The organism is Cryobacterium aureum, assembly GCF_002954245.1.
GTDB classification, from domain to species: Bacteria; Actinomycetota; Actinomycetes; order Actinomycetales; family Microbacteriaceae; genus Cryobacterium; species Cryobacterium aureum.
Genome location: NZ_PPTG01000021.1, coordinates 1 through 18,823 on the forward strand (window position 1 = coordinate 1; position 18,823 = coordinate 18,823).

21 protein-coding genes, 1 other RNA gene and 1 pseudogene are annotated in these 18,823 nt (G+C 65.2%); 17 read left to right on the top strand and 6 right to left on the bottom strand.

Annotation, left to right across the window (positions count from 1 at the left end; translation table 11 throughout):
* Positions 1-111: pseudogene (locus CJ028_RS07475) on the top strand (IS982 family transposase); the annotation flags it as partial.
* Positions 112-122: 11 nt separating this feature from the next.
* On the opposite strand, the gene CJ028_RS07480 reads toward CJ028_RS07475, so the two are convergent.
* A complete protein-coding gene (locus CJ028_RS07480; RefSeq protein ID WP_105034647.1) occupies positions 123-1,049 on the bottom strand; it encodes a LysR family transcriptional regulator in 927 nt (308 codons plus the stop codon).
* 161 nt (positions 1,050-1,210) lie between these two features.
* On the opposite strand from CJ028_RS07480, the gene CJ028_RS07485 reads away from it, so the two are divergent.
* The 11 genes from CJ028_RS07485 to CJ028_RS07530 all read left to right on the top strand — a co-directional run bounded on the left by CJ028_RS07485 (position 1,211) and on the right by CJ028_RS07530 (position 9,831).
* Positions 1,211-2,617, top strand: coding sequence for an MFS transporter (locus CJ028_RS07485; RefSeq protein ID WP_105034648.1), 1,407 nt, complete (start codon positions 1,211-1,213; stop codon positions 2,615-2,617).
* A 111-nt stretch (positions 2,618-2,728) separates the two neighbouring features.
* Positions 2,729-3,532, top strand: a complete 804-nt coding sequence (locus tag CJ028_RS07490; protein WP_105034649.1) for a 3-hydroxybutyrate dehydrogenase — start codon at positions 2,729-2,731, stop codon at positions 3,530-3,532.
* A gap of 154 nt (positions 3,533-3,686) precedes the next feature.
* Complete coding sequence (locus CJ028_RS07495) at positions 3,687-4,919, top strand: TadA family conjugal transfer-associated ATPase (protein ID WP_105034650.1); 1,233 nt, start codon at positions 3,687-3,689, stop codon at positions 4,917-4,919.
* The gene (locus CJ028_RS07500; RefSeq protein ID WP_105034651.1) at positions 4,916-5,773 is read left to right on the top strand and encodes a type II secretion system F family protein; all 858 of its coding nucleotides are present in this window, start codon (positions 4,916-4,918) and stop codon (positions 5,771-5,773) included. The genes CJ028_RS07495 and CJ028_RS07500 overlap by 4 nt, the downstream gene beginning before the upstream one ends.
* A gap of 16 nt (positions 5,774-5,789) precedes the next feature.
* Entirely contained in the window at positions 5,790-6,737 is a 948-nt protein-coding gene (locus tag CJ028_RS07505) for a type II secretion system F family protein (protein ID WP_105034652.1), read from the top strand.
* 42 nt (positions 6,738-6,779) lie between these two features.
* A complete protein-coding gene (locus CJ028_RS21075; RefSeq protein ID WP_166789937.1) occupies positions 6,780-6,956 on the top strand; it encodes a hypothetical protein in 177 nt (58 codons plus the stop codon).
* An 87-nt stretch (positions 6,957-7,043) separates the two neighbouring features.
* The gene (locus CJ028_RS07510) at positions 7,044-7,397 is read left to right on the top strand and encodes a TadE family protein (protein WP_338064131.1); all 354 of its coding nucleotides are present in this window, start codon (positions 7,044-7,046) and stop codon (positions 7,395-7,397) included.
* Positions 7,372-7,830, top strand: coding sequence for a hypothetical protein (locus tag CJ028_RS07515; RefSeq protein WP_105034653.1), 459 nt, complete (start codon positions 7,372-7,374; stop codon positions 7,828-7,830). The genes CJ028_RS07510 and CJ028_RS07515 overlap by 26 nt, the downstream gene beginning before the upstream one ends.
* Positions 7,827-8,273, top strand: a complete 447-nt coding sequence (locus tag CJ028_RS07520; RefSeq protein WP_105034654.1) for a pilus assembly protein TadG-related protein — start codon at positions 7,827-7,829, stop codon at positions 8,271-8,273. Before CJ028_RS07515 ends, CJ028_RS07520 begins: the two co-directional genes overlap by 4 nt.
* 320 nt (positions 8,274-8,593) lie before the next feature.
* On the top strand, positions 8,594-8,863 hold the full coding sequence (locus CJ028_RS07525; RefSeq protein WP_105034655.1) for a hypothetical protein: 270 nt from the start codon (positions 8,594-8,596) through the stop codon (positions 8,861-8,863).
* A gap of 83 nt (positions 8,864-8,946) precedes the next feature.
* Entirely contained in the window at positions 8,947-9,831 is an 885-nt protein-coding gene (locus tag CJ028_RS07530; RefSeq protein WP_105034656.1) for an EamA family transporter, read from the top strand.
* A 39-nt stretch (positions 9,832-9,870) separates the two neighbouring features.
* On the opposite strand, the gene CJ028_RS07535 is transcribed toward CJ028_RS07530, so the two are convergent.
* From CJ028_RS07535 to CJ028_RS07545, 3 genes are all read right to left on the bottom strand, one after another.
* Positions 9,871-10,545 carry a pentapeptide repeat-containing protein gene (locus CJ028_RS07535; protein ID WP_240607141.1) on the bottom strand — a complete coding sequence of 225 codons (675 nt, stop codon included), beginning with the start codon at positions 10,543-10,545 and terminating at the stop codon, positions 9,871-9,873.
* 2 nt (positions 10,546-10,547) lie between these two features.
* Entirely contained in the window at positions 10,548-10,985 is a 438-nt protein-coding gene (locus CJ028_RS07540) for a nitroreductase family deazaflavin-dependent oxidoreductase (RefSeq protein ID WP_105034657.1), read from the bottom strand.
* 202 nt (positions 10,986-11,187) lie between these two features.
* Positions 11,188-12,468 carry an MFS transporter gene (locus CJ028_RS07545; protein WP_105034658.1) on the bottom strand — a complete coding sequence of 427 codons (1,281 nt, stop codon included), beginning with the start codon at positions 12,466-12,468 and terminating at the stop codon, positions 11,188-11,190.
* A 64-nt stretch (positions 12,469-12,532) separates the two neighbouring features.
* On the opposite strand from CJ028_RS07545, the gene prfB reads away from it, so the two are divergent.
* The 5 genes from prfB (at position 12,533) to ssrA (ending at position 16,801) form a co-directional block, all read left to right on the top strand.
* Positions 12,533-13,645: a peptide chain release factor 2 gene (gene prfB / locus CJ028_RS07550; RefSeq protein ID WP_105034659.1), complete on the top strand. Its 1,113-nt coding sequence runs from the start codon at positions 12,533-12,535 to the stop codon at positions 13,643-13,645.
* Positions 13,646-13,721: 76 nt separating this feature from the next.
* Positions 13,722-14,798 (top strand): cell division ATP-binding protein FtsE, encoded by a 1,077-nt coding sequence (gene ftsE, locus CJ028_RS07555; protein ID WP_105034660.1) that lies wholly within the window; start codon positions 13,722-13,724, stop codon positions 14,796-14,798.
* On the top strand, positions 14,795-15,709 hold the full coding sequence (gene ftsX, locus CJ028_RS07560; protein ID WP_105034661.1) for a permease-like cell division protein FtsX: 915 nt from the start codon (positions 14,795-14,797) through the stop codon (positions 15,707-15,709). Before ftsE ends, ftsX begins: the two co-directional genes overlap by 4 nt.
* Positions 15,710-15,827: 118 nt before the next feature.
* The gene (gene smpB / locus CJ028_RS07565; RefSeq protein ID WP_092108491.1) at positions 15,828-16,304 is read left to right on the top strand and encodes an SsrA-binding protein SmpB; all 477 of its coding nucleotides are present in this window, start codon (positions 15,828-15,830) and stop codon (positions 16,302-16,304) included.
* A gap of 122 nt (positions 16,305-16,426) precedes the next feature.
* Positions 16,427-16,801, top strand: a transfer-messenger RNA (tmRNA) gene (gene ssrA, locus CJ028_RS07570).
* A gap of 101 nt (positions 16,802-16,902) precedes the next feature.
* Here ssrA and CJ028_RS07575 read toward each other — a convergent pair.
* On the bottom strand, positions 16,903-17,634 hold the full coding sequence (locus CJ028_RS07575) for a PIG-L family deacetylase (protein WP_105034662.1): 732 nt from the start codon (positions 17,632-17,634) through the stop codon (positions 16,903-16,905).
* The gene (locus CJ028_RS07580) at positions 17,631-18,818 is read right to left on the bottom strand and encodes an XdhC family protein (RefSeq protein WP_105034663.1); all 1,188 of its coding nucleotides are present in this window, start codon (positions 18,816-18,818) and stop codon (positions 17,631-17,633) included. The genes CJ028_RS07575 and CJ028_RS07580 overlap by 4 nt, the downstream gene beginning before the upstream one ends.
* Positions 18,819-18,823: the final 5 nt, after the last annotated feature.

Below are 18,823 nucleotides of genomic sequence, written 5' to 3' on the forward strand. Positions count from 1 at the left end.
GGCGTCTACTCCCGCGTCGCCGGCCGCCTACTCGCCCTCGCCGCCGGAATCTGGCACAACTGGCTCCTCGGAACTCCCAACAAACGATCCCTCATCGCCTACGACCATTAGGACTCACTCATCTAGATGGCGGAGGCGTTGCCGAGCAGCGCCGCCGCATAGAACTTCATCTGGGCGCGGAGCGCAGCGACGAGCGCCGCCACTGCCGGCAGCCGTAGCGACTCGGTGCGCAGAACCATCCAGTACGGCAACCGTTCCTGAAAATCTTCCGGCAGCAGACGCACCAGATCATTGTGCTGATCGGCCATGAAGCAGGGCAAAAATCCGATTCCGGCGCCGGCTCTGGTTCCCTCGACGTGCACGAAGACGTTGGTAGAGCTGAGCGACTCCCGCATCTGCGGTACGAGCCGCCTCGGCGCGTCGAGGTCGTCGACCTGCAGCATGGAATCCACGAAATAGACCAGCGGATGCTCGGTCAGCTCGGCAATGGTGGTCGGTGTGCCGTGGGTCTTCAAGTACTGACGCGAGGCGTACATGCCCAGGTTGTAGTAGCCGAGCAGAATCGACTCCGCCCGGTGCACCTGGGGCTCACCGACGACGATTTCAATGTCCAGCCCGGAACGGTGCTGTAGGGCACGGCGGGTGACCGTGACGATCTCCACCCGCAAGAGTGGATGCCGTCGCTGCAGGATGGCCACGGCCGGAGCCGCGATGTAGGCGCTGAAGCCGTCCGTCGCCGACATGCGCACCACCCCCGAGATCTGTTGGGCTTCGGCGTCGGAACCACGCAGCAAGGTGACCGCGGATTCCACCCCCTCGGCTGCGGTGCGGGCGCGTTCTCCGAGCTCGGTCAGCTCCCAGCCGCCAACGGCGCGCGCCAGCAGGCGACCGTCGAGGGCCTTTTCGAGGGCGGCAATCCGCCGCGACACTGTGGTGTGGTTCAGGCCGAGGCTCTCTGCCGCGGTCGTGAACCGGCCGGTGCGGGCGACGGCCAGAAAGATGAGCAGATCGTCGGGATTGGGAGCGGTACCGATCGCTGGAAAGGTCATATCTGCAATTATGCACACCCGCTCTGTCGTTTTGGCTCTTGTTGCCCGCCCGTTGTGCGTGAATACTCAGTCAGGTCGTGCTTTTGTTAAGACGGCCGAAAATCTTTCCGCGCAACTCTCACGCCAAGCACGTGTCATTGAGGACACAAAGGAGATAGACAATGAGTGTCAATCAACGCGTTGGGGCTGCCGGTTCCGGCAAGGCTACGCGCACCGCCGGCAGCGAAACCGAGAAATCCGGCCTCAAAAAGATCGTCGCCGCCTCCATGGTCGGCACGGTGGTGGAGTGGTACGAGTTCTTCCTCTACGCGACCGCCGCCAGCCTGGTTTTCGGCACGGTCTTCTTCCCCAACGCCGGCAGTGAGCTCGACGGCATCATCGCCGCGTTCCTCACCTATGCCGTCGGATTTATCGCCCGCCCGCTCGGCGGCATCGTCTTCGGTCAGATCGGGGACAAACTCGGCCGCAAACACACCCTGCAGGTGACGATCATCATGGTCGGTGCGGCCACCTTCTTGATGGGCTGCCTGCCGGGCTTCGACACGATCGGCTACTGGGCTCCGGCCCTGCTCGTGGCCCTGCGCTTCATCCAGGGCTTCGCCGTCGGTGGTGAGTGGGGCGGCGCCGTACTCCTGGTCGCCGAGCACAGCCCGAACCAGTCCCGCGGTTTCTGGTCGAGCTGGCCGCAGGCCGCCGTGCCGGTGGGTAACCTGCTCGCTACGCTCGTGCTGCTCACCATGACCTGGATCCTTCCGCCCGAGCAGTTCCTCAGCTGGGGTTGGCGTGTGGCCTTCTGGCTCTCCGCGATCATCGTCGTGATCGGCTACTACATTCGCACCCACGTCAGCGAGGCCCCGATCTTTCTCGAGGCCCGCGCGCAGGTTGAGGCCGAGAAGGCCGTCAACTACGGCGTGCTCGAGGTAGTGCGCAAGTACCCGAAGGGCATCCTCGGAGCCATGGGGCTGCGGTTCGCCGAAAACATCTTGTATTACATCATCGTGAGTTTCACGATCGTCTACCTGAAGACCGTGCACGAATACGACACTGGGCAGCTGCTGATCGCCCTGCTCATCGCTCACCTCGTGCACTTCATCGTGATTCCTCAGGTCGGCCGGCTCTCCGACCGCATCGGCCGCAAGCCCGTCTACCTGGCCGGTGCTGTGCTCGGTGCCAGCTGGGCGTTCTTCGCCTTCCCGATGTTTGACACGCTGAACCCCGTGCTCATCATTCTCGCCGTCACCGTGGGACTGTGCTTCCACGCCCTGATGTACGCGGGCCAGCCCGCCATCATGGCCGAGATGTTCCCGACCCGCATGCGTTACTCGGGGGTGTCGCTCGGCTACCAGGTCACGTCGATTCTGGCCGGCTCGATGGCCCCGATCATTGCCGCCGCACTGCTGCAGCAGTACAATACCTGGGTTCCGGTCGCGATCTACATCATGGTCGCCTGCGCGATCACGGTAGTCGCCGTAGTCACTCTTAAGGAGACCAAGGGAGTGTCGCTGCGCGAGGTCGACGCCGTGGATGCCCGCAAGCACGGGCTCGAGCCCGTGAGCACCGACAACTGACCCGGCTTCAATAACCCGGCTTCAGTAACGCGGGTCGCGAGGCGGGGTGCCGATGGCACCCCGCCTCTCGCCGACCTGCCCCCGCAGTGATCGCGCAACCGAAGGAACACCATGACTGATCTCACCAACGCCGGCTCGAACAGCCGAACCGAAGGACAACCCCTGGCCGGGCGTCGCGCCCTCGTCACCGGCGGTGCGAGCGGCATCGGTGCCGCTGTCGTTCGGGCGCTCGCCGCCCGCGGCGCGCACGTCGTCGTCGCCGATATCGACACGGCGGGTGCTACCGCCCTGGCCGAGGAGGTCGGCGGGTCCATTTGGACCGTCAACCTGATGGATACCGACGCCTTGACCGACGACACGCTCGCCACCGCGATGAGCGGCGTCGATATTCTGGTCAACAATGCGGGCATTCAACGGATCAATCCGATCCAGAACTTCAAGCCGGCCGATTTTCACAACATCCTGACGCTCATGCTGGAGGCGCCGTTCCTGCTGATTCGGGCCGTGTTGCCGCAGATGTACGCGGCGAATTTTGGACGCATCATCAACGTGTCGTCGGTGCACGGTATTCGGGCCTCGCCGTTCAAGAGCGCCTACGTGGCGGCCAAGCACGGACTTGAAGGGCTGTCCAAGGTGACCGCGCTCGAGGGCGGCGCCCACGGGGTCACCAGCAACTGTGTGGCTCCCGGCTACGTGCGCACGCCCCTGGTCGAAAAGCAGATCACCGACCAGGCACTCGTGCACGGTATTCCGGAGGCCGAGGTGCTCAGCAAGATCATGCTCACCGAGAGCGCGATCAAGCGGCTGGTCGAACCGGAAGAGGTCGGCTCACTCGTCGCCTGGCTCGCCTCCGACGACGCCGCAATGGTCACCGGATCCAGCTACACGATGGACGGCGGCTGGTCGGCGCGCTAGCGCGGAGCCGGAACTTTGGGCTGGCCGCGCCCCGACGGATGATCGCAACGGATGCCCAGCATCCGTTGCGATCATTTTTGCTGTTCAGAGAGCAGAAAAACAAGCCCTGTGCACAACTTGCCCGAGATTTCTCAAAACAGGCCATCATTCGGGGATGACCGAAGCCGTTCGTATCATCACAGAGCAAGTGCGACTGCGCGTGCGCCGCGAGGGAGTCGACCTGGCAGCGAACAACGCGCTCGTCGAGCAGTATGTGCGCGATGAACTGCGCCGCTACAGTGAGCGGGCGCTCGGCGGTAGCGCCCCGATGATCGCCGACGAGCATCAGGCCACCCGCGAGGTCGTGGCCGCGCTCACCGGGTTCGGAGTCTTGCAGCCGTTTCTCGATGATCCGGAGATCGAGGAAATTTGGATCAACGGTCCGGCCCGGGTGTTCGTGGCGCGGGACGGGGTGCCAGAGCTCACCACTTTGTTACTCACAGAGCAGAACGTGCGCGACCTGGTCGAGCGGATGCTGCAAGCCTCAGGTCGCCGCGTGGACCTGTCGTCGCCCTTCGTCGACGCCTCCCTGCCCGACGGTTCCCGTCTTCACGTGGTGATCCCGGACATAACGCGCAAATACTGGGCGGTGAATATTCGCAAGTTCACCCGCCGCATTAGGGATCTCAACCAACTCGTCGGCCTCGGCGCGCTCACCCAGCAGGCCGCCGATTTTCTGCGCATCTGCGTGCTGGGCGGGCAGAACATTCTGGTCTCCGGTGCCACCCAGACCGGCAAAACCACGATGCTGAACGCCCTGCTCTCGTCGACCCGGCCGGGCGAACGCATCGTGACGGTGGAAGAGACCTTCGAACTCGATCTGTCCGCCCGCGATGTCGTCGCCATGCAGTGCCGTCAGCCGAGCCTGGAAGGCACCGGAGAGATCACCCTGCGCCGACTGATCAAGGAGTCGCTGCGTATGCGGCCCGACCGGCTCGTCGTCGGCGAGGTGCGCGAGGCGGAGAGCCTCGACCTGCTGATCGCCCTGAACAGCGGGTTGCCCGGCATGTGCTCCATCCACGCCAACAGTGCCAGGGACGCGCTCGCAAAACTCTCGACCCTGCCGCTGCTGGCCGGCCGCAACATTGACTCCTCCTTCGTGCTGCCGACAGTGGCGGGCTGCATCGACATCGTCGTGCACTGCGAAATCGATCGGCACGGCCGCAGGCGCGTCACCGAGATCATCGCCCCGAGTGGCCAGCTGGCGGGGTCGACCATTGAGGCGAGCCCGCTGTTTCTTTCCCCGCACGGGCACCTCGAGCCGACCGGTTCGCACCCCACCAAGCTCGCCAAGTTTCGTGCGGCCGGCGTCGACCCGGCGTCGGTGTTGCGGCAGGGGGCCGCATGACTCTCGTGCTGGGGTGCCTGCTCGGAAGCGGCCTGGTGCTGGTGCTCGCCCCGTTCCTCTGGCCGGCCGGTGCCACGCCCAAACGTGCGGGAGTGGGGGAACGTATGCGGGTGCGCCTGGTTCAGGGCGGCATGCGGTCGGTGCCGGTGCCGGCGTTCCTATCGCTGTCGGTGATCGTGGGGGTGGCATCCGCTGCCCTGGTGCACGGAATCTTCGCGGTTCTCGCGCTCAGCGCGGTCGCCGGGCTGGCCGGGCTGCTGATGCCGTGGCTGATCGTGTCGTGGCGGGCGGCGGCCAGACGCCGAGCCAACCGCACGGTCTGGCCCGACGTCGTCGACCATCTGGTGTCGGCGCTGCGTTCCGGGCTGGCATTGCCCGACAGCGTGAGTAGTCTCGCCCAGGCCGGGCCGCTAGCGACGCGCACGGCGTTCACACAGTTCGAGCGCGAATACCGCGCCACCGGCAATTTCACGTACTGCGTTGACGAACTCAAACGTTCCCTCGCCGACCCGGTCGCCGATCGCATCCTGGAAACCCTGCGGATGGCGCGGGAAGTCGGTGGAAGCGACCTCACCCTCGTGCTGCGCAGTCTCGCCGCCTGGCTGCGCCAAGATGCCGCAGTGCGGCTCGAGGTGGAAGCCCGCCAGTCCTGGGTGGTGAATGCGGCCCGCCTCGGCGTTGCAGCGCCGTGGATAATTCTGGTTCTGCTCGCCTCCCGCCCCGAAGCCGCCATCGCCTACAACTCGCCCGCTGGCATTGTGGTGATCGCGAGCGGCCTGGCACTGTCGGTCATCGCCTATCGGGTGATGATCGCCCTCGGCCGCCTGCCGGAGGAACGTCGATGGTTCTCGTAGTCAGCGGGTACCGCCGATGAGCGCCGTTCTGAGTTCGTCTGCCCTGGGCTGGGCCGTACTGTGCGGAACCGGCCTTGGGGTCGGGTTGTGGTCGCTCGTGAGCTTGACGCCGCGGCTGACTCGGCCCCGACTGATTGACCGCGTAGTGCCCTACATCCTCGATATTTCCCCGGAAGCGCGCCGCATTGTGGCCCGGCGAACGGTGAACCCGATTCCCGTGCTCGGCAGCCTGTTCGCCCCGCTGTTCGGCGCCCTCACTCGGGGCTTGTCGAGCCTTCTCGGCGGCAGCGACACCGTTGCCCGGCGCCTGCACCAGTCCGGGTCGGTGAAAACGGTGCTGGAGTTTCGCTCCGTGCAACTGGTCTGGGCGTTGCTGGCGTTCGCCATCGGAACGGTAATCACCATCGTTGCCCTGCCAGAGCTTCTGCTGCCTGCCCGTCTGGTCGTTCCGTTTGTCGCAGCGATCGGCGGAGCGATGCTGCGGGACTGGCTGCTCCAGCGCGCAGCGACCGCGCGCCTGGCGCGCATGCGCAGCGAGCTGCCGACCATTCTGGAATTCCTCACCCTGGCCCTGTCGGCCGGGGAAGGCATCCTGGATTCGATCCTTCGGGTATCGCGCACCAGCTCGGGGGAGTTGTCGCGAGAATTCGCCGGGGTCGTAGCCGACGTGCATACCGGGGTGCCGATCGGGGCGGCGTTGCAGTCACTGTCGCAAAGCATCCAGTTGCCGGAGGTGACCCGGTTTGTCGACCAGGTCACCGGTGCGCTGGACCGCGGGTCGCCGCTGGCTGAGGTGTTGCGGGCGCAGGCGCAGGATTCCCGCGACCAAACCAAGCGCACACTGCTCGAGCTGGCCGGCAAGAAGGAAGTCGCCATGCTCGTGCCGCTGGTCTTTCTGATTCTGCCGATGACCGTACTGTTCGCAGTCTTTCCCGGGCTGGTAGTTCTGCAGGCCGGTTTCTAAGCGCACCGCCCGTACCTCCCTCCCACCAGAAAAGAGAATGCCATGAACCGAATCATGCTTCGCCTCCAGGGTCTGCTCCGTGATGAAACGGGTGACGTGCCCGGCTGGGTGCTGATCACCCTCATGACGGCCGGTTTGGTTCTCATAATCTGGGGACTCGCCGGCCCCGCCCTCAGCGGCGTGTTCCAGCAGGCCATGGATCGCGTCAGCAGTTTCTGACCGGTCGGCGTGTACCAGTTGGGTAAGCGGATGCGACGCCTCGCCTGGCCCTGCCCTCAGCGGCTGCGGGACGAGGCGGGCTCCGCCGTGGCCGAATTTGTCATGGTGGTGTCGCTGCTGACCTTTCTGACGCTCATGGTCATGCAGCTGGCCCTCGCGCTGCACATTCGCAACACCGTGCTCGACGCTGCAGCCGAGGGTGCCCGCTACGCGACGCTCGCCGACAGCAGCCTGTCCGCGGGGGCAGAGCGCACGCGCGATCTGATCACGACGGCCATTGGCGCGACCTATGCCACTGATGTCGTGGCCCAGTACGGAGCGAGTGCCGGGTTTCCCAGTGTCGAAGTGCGGGTGATCGCACCGCTGCCGCTCATGGGGCTGCTCGGTGCTCCGCGCGGATTGGAGGTGGTCGCTCATGCTGCGGTCGAATCGTTGGAGTAGCCGCTCTGAGGCTGGCTCTGCCTCGCTGGAGTTCATCACGGCCGGTATGATTCTGCTGGTCCCGCTCGTTTATCTGGTGCTTGCACTGTCAGCCCTGCAGGGTGGTGCTCTCGCCGTGGAGGGCGCCGCCCGGCAGGCGGCCAGGGTCTACGTGCAGTCCCCGGACGAAGCCACAGCCGCGGTGCGAGCGCGCCGAGCCGTCGCGTTCGCGCTCGAGGACTATGGCCTCTCGGCTGGGGATGCCGACGTGAAGATCGACTGTTCCGGTGGAACGAGCCGCTGTCTGACCCGCCAGGGGCTCGTGACGGTCACCGTGCGCATCGGCATAAAGCTTCCGCTGGTGCCCGACCTGCTTGCCTTAAACCAGAGCGCGACCGTGCCCATGACAGCGGCGTCGACGCAACTCGTGTCTCGGTTTGCCGGCCTCGGATGACCAGACGCCTTTCGCCCGCCTCGAACGAGGACGGATCCACACTCCTGCTCATTATTTTCTACGGCTTTCTGGCGCTGAGCCTCGTTCTCGTGGCCCTGTCAGCGACGTCGCTCTATCTCGAACACAAACGGCTGCTCGGTCTCGCCGACGGTGCAGCACTCGCCGGGTCCGAGGCGTTCACGCTCGATGCGGTTCAGGTCGGCGTGGTGGGGCCGCGGCCGTCGCTGCGCTCGGACGACGTGTCCGCGGCGGTCGATGAGTACCTGCGGCTCGTTCCGCACGACTCGTTCGAGGTGCTGACCGTGACGAGCGCGGCATCCGCTGACGGGCAGAGCGCGTCGGTGACGCTGCGATCGTGGTGGCGCCCGCCGGTGCTCACCATCGTCGTTCCCGACGGGGTACCGCTAGAGGTGACGGTGGTCTCCCGCGCGGTCTTCCACTAGTACCGTGCCAGGGTCGCGAGAGCGGGAAAAGTGTTGCTTCAGCATCCGTGAAGCAGCATTTTTTCCGCTCTCGCGTGAGGTGGAGAAAGTCGCACTGGTACTTTCAGAATTGAAGCGTACGATGCACAGGCACGTAGCCGACGATGGAAGCCTCGTACCCCGTAGGGGGCTTCACGCTGTGAACCGCAGTCGCCACTCGTGCCAGCCCCGGTCCCGGTTGGGAATGCTGGCGACTTCGGGTCGTCGTTCATCCGGGCTGGTCGCCACTGGGTGACGTGGCCCAGAATGGCGGCTGAGATCCAGAGATCGGCTGTGAAATCATGGATGCATTACTGGACCGCGATATTGTGGCGCAGCTCGACTTCGAGTCCCTTCTCCCGTGCGAGGGCGTGCATCACGATCGTGGATTGAGCGGTCATGACCCGGCCGAATCCGGGGGCTTCATGGTGATTTCACCGTGCTGTGGCCCCAAGGTGATCCAGTGTTCCTCGCGGGTCGACGCCATGCGGGTGTCGGGCGTGCTGTACTGCGGCGTCTGCCGGCACGAGCATCTGACCAGCGAATACCAGTTCATTCCGCTGCAGCTCTAGACGGCGCCGGCGCCCGCATTTCGAAAGCGGATGCCGCGAGCGGTACTGTCGGTAGGTGCCCTGACGGCGCCGGCAGGAGCAGTGTGCGTACCAGGCGGGACAAACTGAGCGGTGCGGGAGCTCAGCTCGCCACCGAGGTCAGCATCAACTTTGGCTCGTCACTGGCCGGACTGCTCATTCCGGTCGTCGGTTCGCCGATCGTGGTCGCGGCCCGACAGATCGTCATGGTCATCGTTGTGCTGCCGCTCGCCCGGCCCCGGTTGAAAAACCTGACCTGGGCCCGAATCTGGCCGGCACTGGCCCTCGGCGTCGTGCTCGCCGTCATGAACCTCAGCTTCTACCAGGCCGTCGACATGCTCGGACTCGGCGTCGCGGCGACGATTGAATTTCTCGGTCCGTTTGCACTCGCCCTCGTCACCAGCCGACGCATCCTGGACTTCGTCTGCGCGGCCGCCGCCGCCGGGGGAGTGTTCCTGTTGACCTGGTCGGACGGCACGTTGAATGTGCTCGGCATTGCGCTAGCCCTGACCGCCGCGGCCTCGTGGTTCTGCTACATTCTGTTGACCCGCCGCGTGGCTAGCGAATTCGCCGGCCTCGAAGGCATTTCGATCGCGAGCCTGGTCAGCCTCGTGATCGTGGTTCCGATTGCGCTGTTCACCCTCGACCTGTCGGCCTTCACCTGGGGCGTTGTCGGGCTGCTCCTGCTCGTTGGCGTGGTTTCTTCGGCCTTTCCGTACACCCTCGACACGTATATTCTGCGTCGGATCAGCCCCCGCCTCTACGCGATCATCACGAGCTTCGGCCCGGTTATCGCGGCCGGTTTCGGCGCGCTCGTGCTCGGTGAGACCTTCACCCTGCTGCAGCAAATTGCCATCGTCGTCGTGTGCGTGTCGGCCGGTGCGGCGATCGCGACCCAGCGAGATCGACCGACGTCCGACCTCGAGCTGACCGCGACCGCCATTCCCTGAGCCTGGGCATCCGCTCGCCGACGCGTGCTTCCGACGCGACTATTCGACGCGCAGGCCGAGGTGGGCGGCGAGTAACGGAGCCAGCAGGCTGAGCTGGGCGTCGTCGATCGTGGCGCCGCGCAGTCCTTCGAGGCCGTGCACGGACGAGAAGTCACTGGAGCGCAGGTCCACGTCTGTGAGCTTGGCACCGCCAACATCGAGCGTGCCAATGCGGCAGTTCTGCAGTTCGAGGCGCTGCACGGTGGCGCTGCCGAGGTCGAGTTCCTCGATGATGCAGTTGCTGATGAGCACATCGGTCAGCGTCGCGTTGCGCAGGTTCACAAAGTCGAGTTTGGACCCGTCGATGTGCACTGAACGTAGTATCGCCTCATAGGCCTCGACCGAGCCGAGCCTGGCGTGCTCGATGCGCACGTCCCGCCAGCTGGAGCGCGGCGCGCTGAATACCGGTGCGTGCAGGTCGGTCATGAGACATTCCGCAAAGGATGCCCCGCGCAGCTTGGCCTCGTGCAGCGACACCTTAGTGAAGTCGCACTCCCCGAACGAAATGCCGGTCAGGTCCCGACCGTCAAGGTTGACGTCCATGTAGCGCTCGGCTTCCCGGCCGTCGCCGGAGCGCAGCAGCGCGCCGTCATCGTCGGTCAGGTCGGGCAGAGTTATGCGGTCGATGGACGCTTTGCGGGTGCTGGGCCCTTTGCGGGTGCTGGCCTTCGCCACCCTCAGGCGATGGGTTCGAGCACGAAGACCGGAATTTCGCGGTCGGTTTTGACCTGGTAGCCGGCATAGTCGGGGAACGCGGCAACGGCCCGCTCCCACCAGGCGGCCTTCTCGTCGCCGGTGACCTCGCGGGCGCGCATGTCCCACTTCTGGGCGCCGTCCTGCAGCTCGACCTCCGGGTGCGCCACAACGTTCGCGTACCAGACCGGGTTCTTGGGGCTGCCGCCGAGCGAGGCGACGGCGGCATACTGGCCGTCGTGCTCAACGCGCATGAGCGGCGCCTTGCGCAGCTTGCCGCTCTTCACACCAACGGTAGTCAGCACGATGACGGGCATGCCGCGCAGGGTCGTGCCCTCCGTGCCGCCGGACTTCTCGATCTGGTCGACCTGGTCGCGCACCCATTGGGCGGTGCTTGGTTCGTATTCTCCGATGAGGGGCATATCCCCCCTAACGCAAAGGTCGCCGGGAACATTCCGCCCAGTTGGCACTGGTGCGTCGCGCTTGACGGCGCCGGGCGCATAACTCCTGCAAATCGTGCCTGCGGATGGCCGGATGCACCGCACGCGCAAGTATTCCGGCTGGCCCACAAATTGCAGGAGTTATGCCCCTGGGGATGGCGGTTTGGGGTGGGTGCGCCGTGATTCAGCGGGGCCGGTGTGGCGCGTACCGGGGAATGTAGCGGCGGAGCAGAACCGCGCCGCAGAGGCCGATGGCTCCCATCACCCCACTGGCGACCGAGAGCGAAACCAGGGCGGTGATGCCCGCTACCGCGAGCGGTGCCGCGGCGCTGCCGAAATCGGCTGTGAACCGCCAGGCGCCCAGGAACGGTGCCGGATTCGGCCGCGGCGCGAGGTCGGCGCCGAGCGTCATGAGCAGGCCGCTGCCGATGCCGTTGGCCAGCGAGAGGAACATGGCCACGCCGATGAACCACTCGACGTTGCTCGGCAGGTCATGGGTAAACGCGAGCGCCAGATGGCCGGCACCGAGGCCGATCATGGAGGGCAGGGCGCTCCAGATACGGCCGAACCGGTCCATGATCTGACCGCTGGCATAAAACAGTGCGAAGTCGATGCCGCCGGCGATGCCGATGATGAGCGCGGTATCCGGGGCGCTGATGCCGATGCTGACCGCCCAGAGCGGAAGCATGACCGTGCGGCTGGCCCGCATCGCCCCGATCAGACCGGCGCCGGTGCCGAGCCGCAGGAGCACTTCACGGTGACTCCAAATGGTCTGGAACAGTCCCTGCACGGGCGCGGCCGGCCGCGCCGTTCCGGTGCTGCTGATTGCGCCCGTGCTCGTGTCGGTGGCGTCGAATTTAGTCTCATCAGCGGAGGGGATGGCAAATGTTTTCGATGGATCCGGCAGCAGCAGCAGCAGCACCGACGCGCCGACGCAGCAGACGATGAACACCCAGAACACGGCCTGGGTGCCACCGGTGAAGTGGATCAGCCCGGCCGAGAGAAAGGGGCCCACAAACCAACCGGCCCGAAACACGCCGCCGAGGGTTGAAAGCGCCCGCGCCCGATAGACCAGCGGCACATAGTTGGTCATGAAGGCGTGGCGGGCGAGTGCGAAGATCGCCGTGGCCAGTCCCACCAGAAAGATACCGAGACCGAGTACGAGCGGGTTGGGAGCGACAATGCACACGATCACGGCACCGATAGTGAGAGCGGATGCCCAGATCATCGCGTTGCGCTCCCCGATGCGCGAGACGATCCATCCGCTGGGAATATCACCGACGAGTTCGCCGAGCATGACCATCGCGGCGATGACGCCGGCGATGGCGAGCGACGCTCCGAGATTGCTCGCGACTACCGGAATGAGGGGGATGATCGAGCCCTCACCGATCGAGAAGAGCAGGGTCGGCAGAAACGCCACCAGAGCGACCGAGCGCAGGCTGAAGGGGCGCTCGTCGTTGCTCATCGGTTTCGATGCTACCCCGGGAGCCCGGCCCCACCGCAACTTCGCCCGGTAGGCTGAACGGAACATGATTGACTTGGATTTCTCAGTACAGATCGCCGCGCTGCGGACCACGTTTGGCGACATCCGCTCGGTGATCGACATTGATCGACTGCGCGCGGAGATCGACGACCTCAGCGGTGAGGCCGGCATGCCCGACTTGTGGGACGACACCGAGCATGCCCAGAAGGTGACGAGCGACCTCAGCCACCGGCAGTCGCAACTCGCGCGCATCGAGAGTATCGGGGCTCGTCTCGACGACCTCGAGGTGCTCGTGGAGATGGCCAACGATGGCCAGGGCGACCAGGAGCTGGCCGATGAGGCAGCGCTGGAACTCGCGAGCCTGCAGAAGCTGCTCGGTGAGCTCGAGGTACAGACCCTGCTGAACGGTGAGTTCGACGAACGCAACGCCGTCATTACCATTCGTGCCGGCGCCGGGGGAGTGGACGCGGCCGACTTCGCCGAGATGCTGCTGCGGATGTACCTGCGCTACGCCGAACAGCACGATTACCGCACGACCGTGCTCGACATAAGCTACGCGGAAGAGGCCGGCATCAAGAGCGCGACCTTCGAAGTCGACGCTGCCTACGCCTTCGGCACGCTCAGCGTCGAGGCCGGTACCCACCGCTTGGTGCGGATGAGCCCGTTCAACTCGGCCGGCAAACGCCAGACCTCGTTCGCCGCGGTCGAGGTCGTGCCGCTGATCGAACAGACCGAATCCATCGAAGTGCCCGACGGCGACATCCGTGTCGACGTGTTCCGCTCGAGCGGTCCCGGCGGCCAATCGGTCAACACCACCGACTCCGCCGTGCGCATCACCCACTTGCCGACCGGCACGGTGGTGAGCTGCCAGAACGAGAAAAGCCAGATTCAGAATCGCGCCGCCGCCATGCGGGTGCTTCAGTCCCGCCTGCTGGTGCTTGAACGCGAGAAAGAGGCCGCGACCAAGAAGGAACTCGCCGGCAACATCACGGCGAGCTGGGGTGACCAGATGCGCAGCTACGTACTCGCGCCCTACCAAATGGTCAAGGACCTGCGCACCGAGTACGAAGTGAACAACCCCAGCAACGTCTTCGATGGTGACCTGGACGGATTCATCTCGGCCGGCATCCGCTGGCGCAAAAAGGCCCCGGAAGACTAAAAGGTTGCTGAGGCTTCGGCGCCTCGGGTATGTCGCTGTAGGGAAAACGCCCGCGGATGCCTAGGCTCTAAGAGCTATGATCCGTTTTGATCACATAACCAAGAAGTACCCCGGCACCTCTCGGCCGGCACTGAACTCGATCGACGTCGAGATTTTGCGAGGCGAATTCGTCTTTCTGGTCGGCGCCTCCGGATCGGGCAAATCGAGCTGCCTGCGGCTCGTGCTCAAGGAGGAAAAGCCGACCAGCGGCAGCATCCACGTGCTCGGCCAGGACCTGCGGTCGATCTCGAATCGCAAGGTGCCGTACTTTCGCCGCAACATGGGCGTGGTCTTTCAGGACTTTCGCTTGCTGCCGAACAAGACTGTGTTCGACAACGTCGCGTTCAGCCTGCAGGTGATCGGCAAGAGCCGCGGCTTCATTCAGGAAGCCGTGCCCGACACCCTGAAAATGGTCGGGCTGGCCGAAAAGGCGCAGCGCCTGCCGCACGAGCTCTCCGGTGGTGAGCAGCAGCGCGTGGCCATCGCCCGCGCCATCGTGAACAAGCCGCAGATTCTGCTGGCCGATGAGCCCACCGGAAACCTCGACCCCACCACGAGCGCCGAGATCATGTCGTTGCTCGCGAGCATCAACGCGGGCGGCACCACCGTGATCATGGCCACCCACGAGGCCGGCATCGTCGACAAGATGCAGCGCCGAGTGATCGAACTCGTGGGCGGTGAAATCGTGCGTGACGAGCGCCAGGGCGGCTACGCCACCGCCTCCATTCCGGTGGTTCTTCCCACCCCGACAGCGGATGCCCCCGCCAGCGACCCGGCGCCCGCCCTGCCGGTCTATGCGCGGCCGGCCGCTGCACCCGAACCAGCGTTGACGCATCCGTCTGCGCCGGTCCCGGAGACCAGCGTGTCGTTGCACCAGGCTGCGGCAGCCGCCGTCGCTGCGGCGTCGGCAGTAGAGCCGGAGGCGGTCGCCGTGGCCCGCGTTGCACCGGTGCCCGTTGCCGACGACGAGGTGCCGGCGATGACCCGCCCGGTGCTTCCGGTCGCCCCGAACGATGCCCCAGAGCAGCTCACCCTCGCCGAGAAACTCGGTTTGCGGGCGCCGGGGGAGAAACCCGACCAAACGGGCGAGCAGAACGTGGGGCCGACCCGATGAGGGTCGGTCTGGTGCTGTCCGAGGCCGCAAACGGACTGCGACGCAACGCCTCGATGGTCGTCTCCGTCGTGCTCGTCACCTTTATTTCGCTCACCTTCGTGGGTGCGGCCATTCTCATGCAGATGCAGATCGGCCAGATGAAGAACTTCTGGTACGACAAGGCCCAGGTCGGCATCTACATGTGCTCCGACATCTCGCCCGGTGAAACCTGCACCGGCGGCGACGCCTCACCGGAGCAGATCGCCGCGGTCGAGGCTCAGCTGACGTCGCCGACCCTGGCGTCGTTCATCGACAACTACTATTTCGAGACGCACGAACAGGCGTTCGAGAACTTCAAGAAGCAGTTCGCCGGTAACCCGGTCGCGGACTATGTCACGGCCGACCAGCTCAACCAGACCTTTTGGGTGAACCTGAAGGATCCGTCCCAGTCCGCGGTGCTGGTGGAGAGCCTGTCGGGAGTCGCTGGCGTTGAAAATGTCGCTGACCAGCGTAAATACCTCGACCAGATTTTCTCGGTGCTCAACGTGGCGAGCTATACGGCCATCGGTATCGCCGGGTTGATGCTGATAGCGGCGGCGCTGCTGATTGCAACGACCATCCGTTTGTCGGCGTTCTCGAGGCGCCGGGAACTCGGAATCATGCGGCTGGTGGGTGCGAGCAACCGGTTCATCCAGACGCCGTTCATTCTGGAGGGCGTGTTCGCTGCCCTGCTCGGCTCGCTGCTTGCGGGAGGGGCGATCGTGGCGCTCGTGTACTTCTTTGTGCAGGGCTATCTCGGCGCCAGACTCACCGGCTTCGCCCTGGTCGGCATGGACGATGCGCTCGTCGTCGTGCCCATCCTGCTCGTGGTCGGTGCGGTGCTGGCCGCGTTCTCGGCCAACTTCGCGATCACGCGCTACCTCAAGGTCTAACCCACAAGCGGATGCCGCAGGGCGGCCGCCACCCGCTAGACTGGTGGGCTGTCTGCCGGATCGGCCGGCGGCATCCGCTCGCAGTTCATCTGCACTGAATATGAATTGAGGTGAAGACATGCCCAGGGAACGTGGCGAAAAGGTCGTGGCGACCAACCGCAAGGCCAGACATGACTACCTCATTAGTGACACCTATGAGGCCGGGATGGTCTTGAGCGGCACCGAGGTGAAGTCTCTGCGCGCGGGCCGGGCAACCCTGGTCGACGGCTACGCCTTTATCGAGGGCGGCGAGGCCTGGCTGGATGCGGTGCACATTCCGGAATATTCCGGCGGATCGTGGACCAATCACCCGCCGCGCCGCAAGCGCAAGCTCCTTCTGCACAAGAAGGAGATCGTGAAGATCAGCCACAAGACCAAGGAAGGCGGGTACACGCTCATTCCGCTGCGGATTTACTTCGCGGATGGTCGGGCCAAGGTAGAGATTGCCGTGGCCAAGGGCAAGAAAGAATATGACAAGCGCCAGACGCTGCGAGAGCGCACCGACAAGCGCGAATCAGATCGCGCCATGTCGGCGCAGCGCCACCTCGGTGACTAGCAGCCTCCGGCCTTCTGGTGTAGAGTGGAGGGCTGCACCGAAACTGGTGCAGATTGGTAACTCAACAGCGTGTGACGACTCCATCGCCGGGTTTTTCGATTGTGAAAGCGCGCGATGTGTATGGGGATGATCGGTTTCGACATTGTTTGCGCAATTGTGAGAAGCGGGTCGAGGATGCAGGGTTATCTCGTTAACGATCTCTGCAAAACAATAAGTGCCAATTCAAAGCGCACTGACTTCGCTCTCGCTGCCTAAGCGAAAGCACTAAAGAAGTCCGCCAGACCGGGAATGCTCTCTACCCGGACCCTGACGCCATTTAGAGAGATTGCTTCTACATTGAGCCACGGGGTGTAGAGGGACTTAAACGAAGGCTGGGCCTGTCGGAGTAGATGCCAGTGGCAAATTCCGGGGCCGAGAAAGCGATTTCACTGGATACACCCGTAGAAGGCATATGACCACAGCAGTGGACCGGGGTTCAATTCCCCGCATCTCCACCGTCGAGCTGTCACACGCTGTTTTGTTGCTTCTCTCAGGCCGCCCATTGGGCGGCCTGAGTCGTTTAAGTGTATGAATCCGGGGCTACTGATCGTGCTGGGGTTCAGCGGAGGCGCAGTCCGATCGATGGGCGGATGGGGTCGCGCTGGCCGCCGGAGTGCACAATGTCGTCGCCGTCGATGGTGAGCTGGCTCGCGTGGCAGCGGAGGGCCGCCACAACGGTGCCCAGCTGGGAGGCGAGATCGAACCATTCCGCATCCGCTTCGGGGCTGTGGATGATTTCGGCGTAGCGGATGGCGAGGCTGCGGCTGGCGGCGAGGGCGGCGTCGTGCGCGCGCACGTGGTCGGGATGCCCGTAGCCGCCGGTGCGGTCGTAGCTGATGACGAGGCTCGGTTGCACGTGCTGGAAAACGGCGGCGAGGTCGGCCGTGACCTCGTCGAGCGACGCGCGGGCGAACGCATCCGCTTGGGAGTCTGTTGCCGGACCGGCCAAACCGGGGCGAATCCACTCCATACCCGAGTCGCGGTAGCGTCGTTCGGGCAGCCCGGAGGCTCGGGCCGGCGCCGCGCCGAGCCAGAATCCCGCGTTGACGCCGAGCGTGCGGGTGGCGCGCTCGAGTTCGTGTTCGCGTTCCTCGGCCAGGGCAGCGGTACCAGCGAGCGCCGAGAGCGGCCCGGCGACGACCTCTCCACGCTCACCGCGCGTCGCGGTGACCAGGTTGACCCGGATGCCGCGGTTCGCGAGATACGAGATGAGGCCTCCCGTGCTGATCGTCTCGTCGTCGGGGTGCGCGTGCACGAGCAGCACCGACGTGACGGAATCCAGAATGCTCATGCCTCAACCAAGGTCTGCCCGTCGGGCGCCGCAGAGGACGCCGGCGGCGGGTTGGGGTCGACGAGGTCGTCGTGGTGGATGGCATCGACGAGCGTGTGCAATGGCTCGCCGCTTCCGCCCCACTGCAGCGAGATGATCTCGGCGGCGATCGAGACCGCGGTCTCCTCCGGTGTGCGCGATCCGAGGTCGAGGCCGATCGGGCTGCGCAAGCGGGCCAGCTCGGCGTCGGTCACCCCCACCGCACGCAGGCGTTCCAGTCGGTCGAGGTGGGTGCGGCGGGAGCCCATCGCGCCGATATACGCGACCGGCGGGCCGTGCAAGGCTGCCTCGAGCAGGGGCACGTCGAACTTTGGGTCGTGTGTGAGGACGCAGATGACCGTGCGCGGGTCGATGAGGTCGGCGGCGATCTGTTCGCGCAGGTAGCGGTCGGGCCAGCTCACCACGACCTCGTCGACGCCGGGAAAACGGGCGGCGGTGGCGAACACGCCGCGGGCATCGCAGACCGTGACCCGGTAGCCGAGGAACGTGCCGAGCCGGGCCAGGGCGGTGGCGAAGTCGATCGCGCCGAAGACGAGCAGGCGTGGCCTGGGCGCGTAGCTCGCGAAGAACACCCGCATGCCCTCTCCGCGCCGCTCGCCGTCGGGGCCGTAGGTGAGAGTGGTGTTGCGACCGGCCGCGAGCAGCCCCTGCGTGTCGTCACCGACGGCGTGATTGGCGCGGTCGGATCCGAGGTCGCCCTCGAAACCGTGCGGACGCACCACCAGGTGTCGGCCGATCCAAGCGGCATCCGGATGCTCGATCACCGTCGCGACGCCGACCGGTCGGCCGGCGTCCACGTCGTCGTGCACGCTCTCAAGCAGCGCGAAAGTCTCGCGCGAGACGGGCTCGATGAAGACGTCGAGGATGCCGCCGCAGGTGAGTCCAACCGCAAAGGCGTCGTCGTCGCTGATGCCGTAGCGCACGAGTACTGGCACGCCGTCCTGCGCGACCTGAGTAGCGAGTTCGTAGACGGCGCCCTCGACGCAGCCGCCAGAGACCGAGCCGGCGACGGTGCCGTCGTCGCTGACCAGCATTGAGGCGCCGGCCGGGCGCGGCGCGGACTGGAAGGTGCGCACGACCGTCGCGAGGCCCGCGGTGGCACCGTTCTGCCAACCGGTGAAGAGGGTACTGAGAACTTCACGCATTCCTG

Coding starts and splice junctions, on each gene's coding strand:
- CJ028_RS07575 (WP_105034662.1), bottom strand. CDS start 17,634: ATGAGCATTCTGGATTCCGTCACGTCGGTGCTGCTCGTGCACGCGCAC.
- CJ028_RS07580 (WP_105034663.1), bottom strand. CDS start 18,818: ATGCGTGAAGTTCTCAGTACCCTCTTCACCGGTTGGCAGAACGGTGCC.
- CJ028_RS07520 (WP_105034654.1), top strand. CDS start 7,827: ATGACCAGACGCCTTTCGCCCGCCTCGAACGAGGACGGATCCACACTC.
- CJ028_RS07490 (WP_105034649.1), top strand. CDS start 2,729: ATGACTGATCTCACCAACGCCGGCTCGAACAGCCGAACCGAAGGACAA.
- CJ028_RS07500 (WP_105034651.1), top strand. CDS start 4,916: ATGACTCTCGTGCTGGGGTGCCTGCTCGGAAGCGGCCTGGTGCTGGTG.
- ftsX (WP_105034661.1), top strand. CDS start 14,795: ATGAGGGTCGGTCTGGTGCTGTCCGAGGCCGCAAACGGACTGCGACGC.
- CJ028_RS07540 (WP_105034657.1), bottom strand. CDS start 10,985: ATGCCCCTCATCGGAGAATACGAACCAAGCACCGCCCAATGGGTGCGC.
- CJ028_RS07480 (WP_105034647.1), bottom strand. CDS start 1,049: ATGACCTTTCCAGCGATCGGTACCGCTCCCAATCCCGACGATCTGCTC.
- prfB (WP_105034659.1), top strand. CDS start 12,533: ATGATTGACTTGGATTTCTCAGTACAGATCGCCGCGCTGCGGACCACG.
- CJ028_RS07545 (WP_105034658.1), bottom strand. CDS start 12,468: ATGAGCAACGACGAGCGCCCCTTCAGCCTGCGCTCGGTCGCTCTGGTG.
- ftsE (WP_105034660.1), top strand. CDS start 13,722: ATGATCCGTTTTGATCACATAACCAAGAAGTACCCCGGCACCTCTCGG.
- CJ028_RS07515 (WP_105034653.1), top strand. CDS start 7,372: ATGCTGCGGTCGAATCGTTGGAGTAGCCGCTCTGAGGCTGGCTCTGCC.
- CJ028_RS07495 (WP_105034650.1), top strand. CDS start 3,687: ATGACCGAAGCCGTTCGTATCATCACAGAGCAAGTGCGACTGCGCGTG.
- CJ028_RS21075 (WP_166789937.1), top strand. CDS start 6,780: ATGAACCGAATCATGCTTCGCCTCCAGGGTCTGCTCCGTGATGAAACG.
- CJ028_RS07485 (WP_105034648.1), top strand. CDS start 1,211: ATGAGTGTCAATCAACGCGTTGGGGCTGCCGGTTCCGGCAAGGCTACG.
- CJ028_RS07525 (WP_105034655.1), top strand. CDS start 8,594: ATGGATGCATTACTGGACCGCGATATTGTGGCGCAGCTCGACTTCGAG.
- smpB (WP_092108491.1), top strand. CDS start 15,828: ATGCCCAGGGAACGTGGCGAAAAGGTCGTGGCGACCAACCGCAAGGCC.
- CJ028_RS07505 (WP_105034652.1), top strand. CDS start 5,790: ATGAGCGCCGTTCTGAGTTCGTCTGCCCTGGGCTGGGCCGTACTGTGC.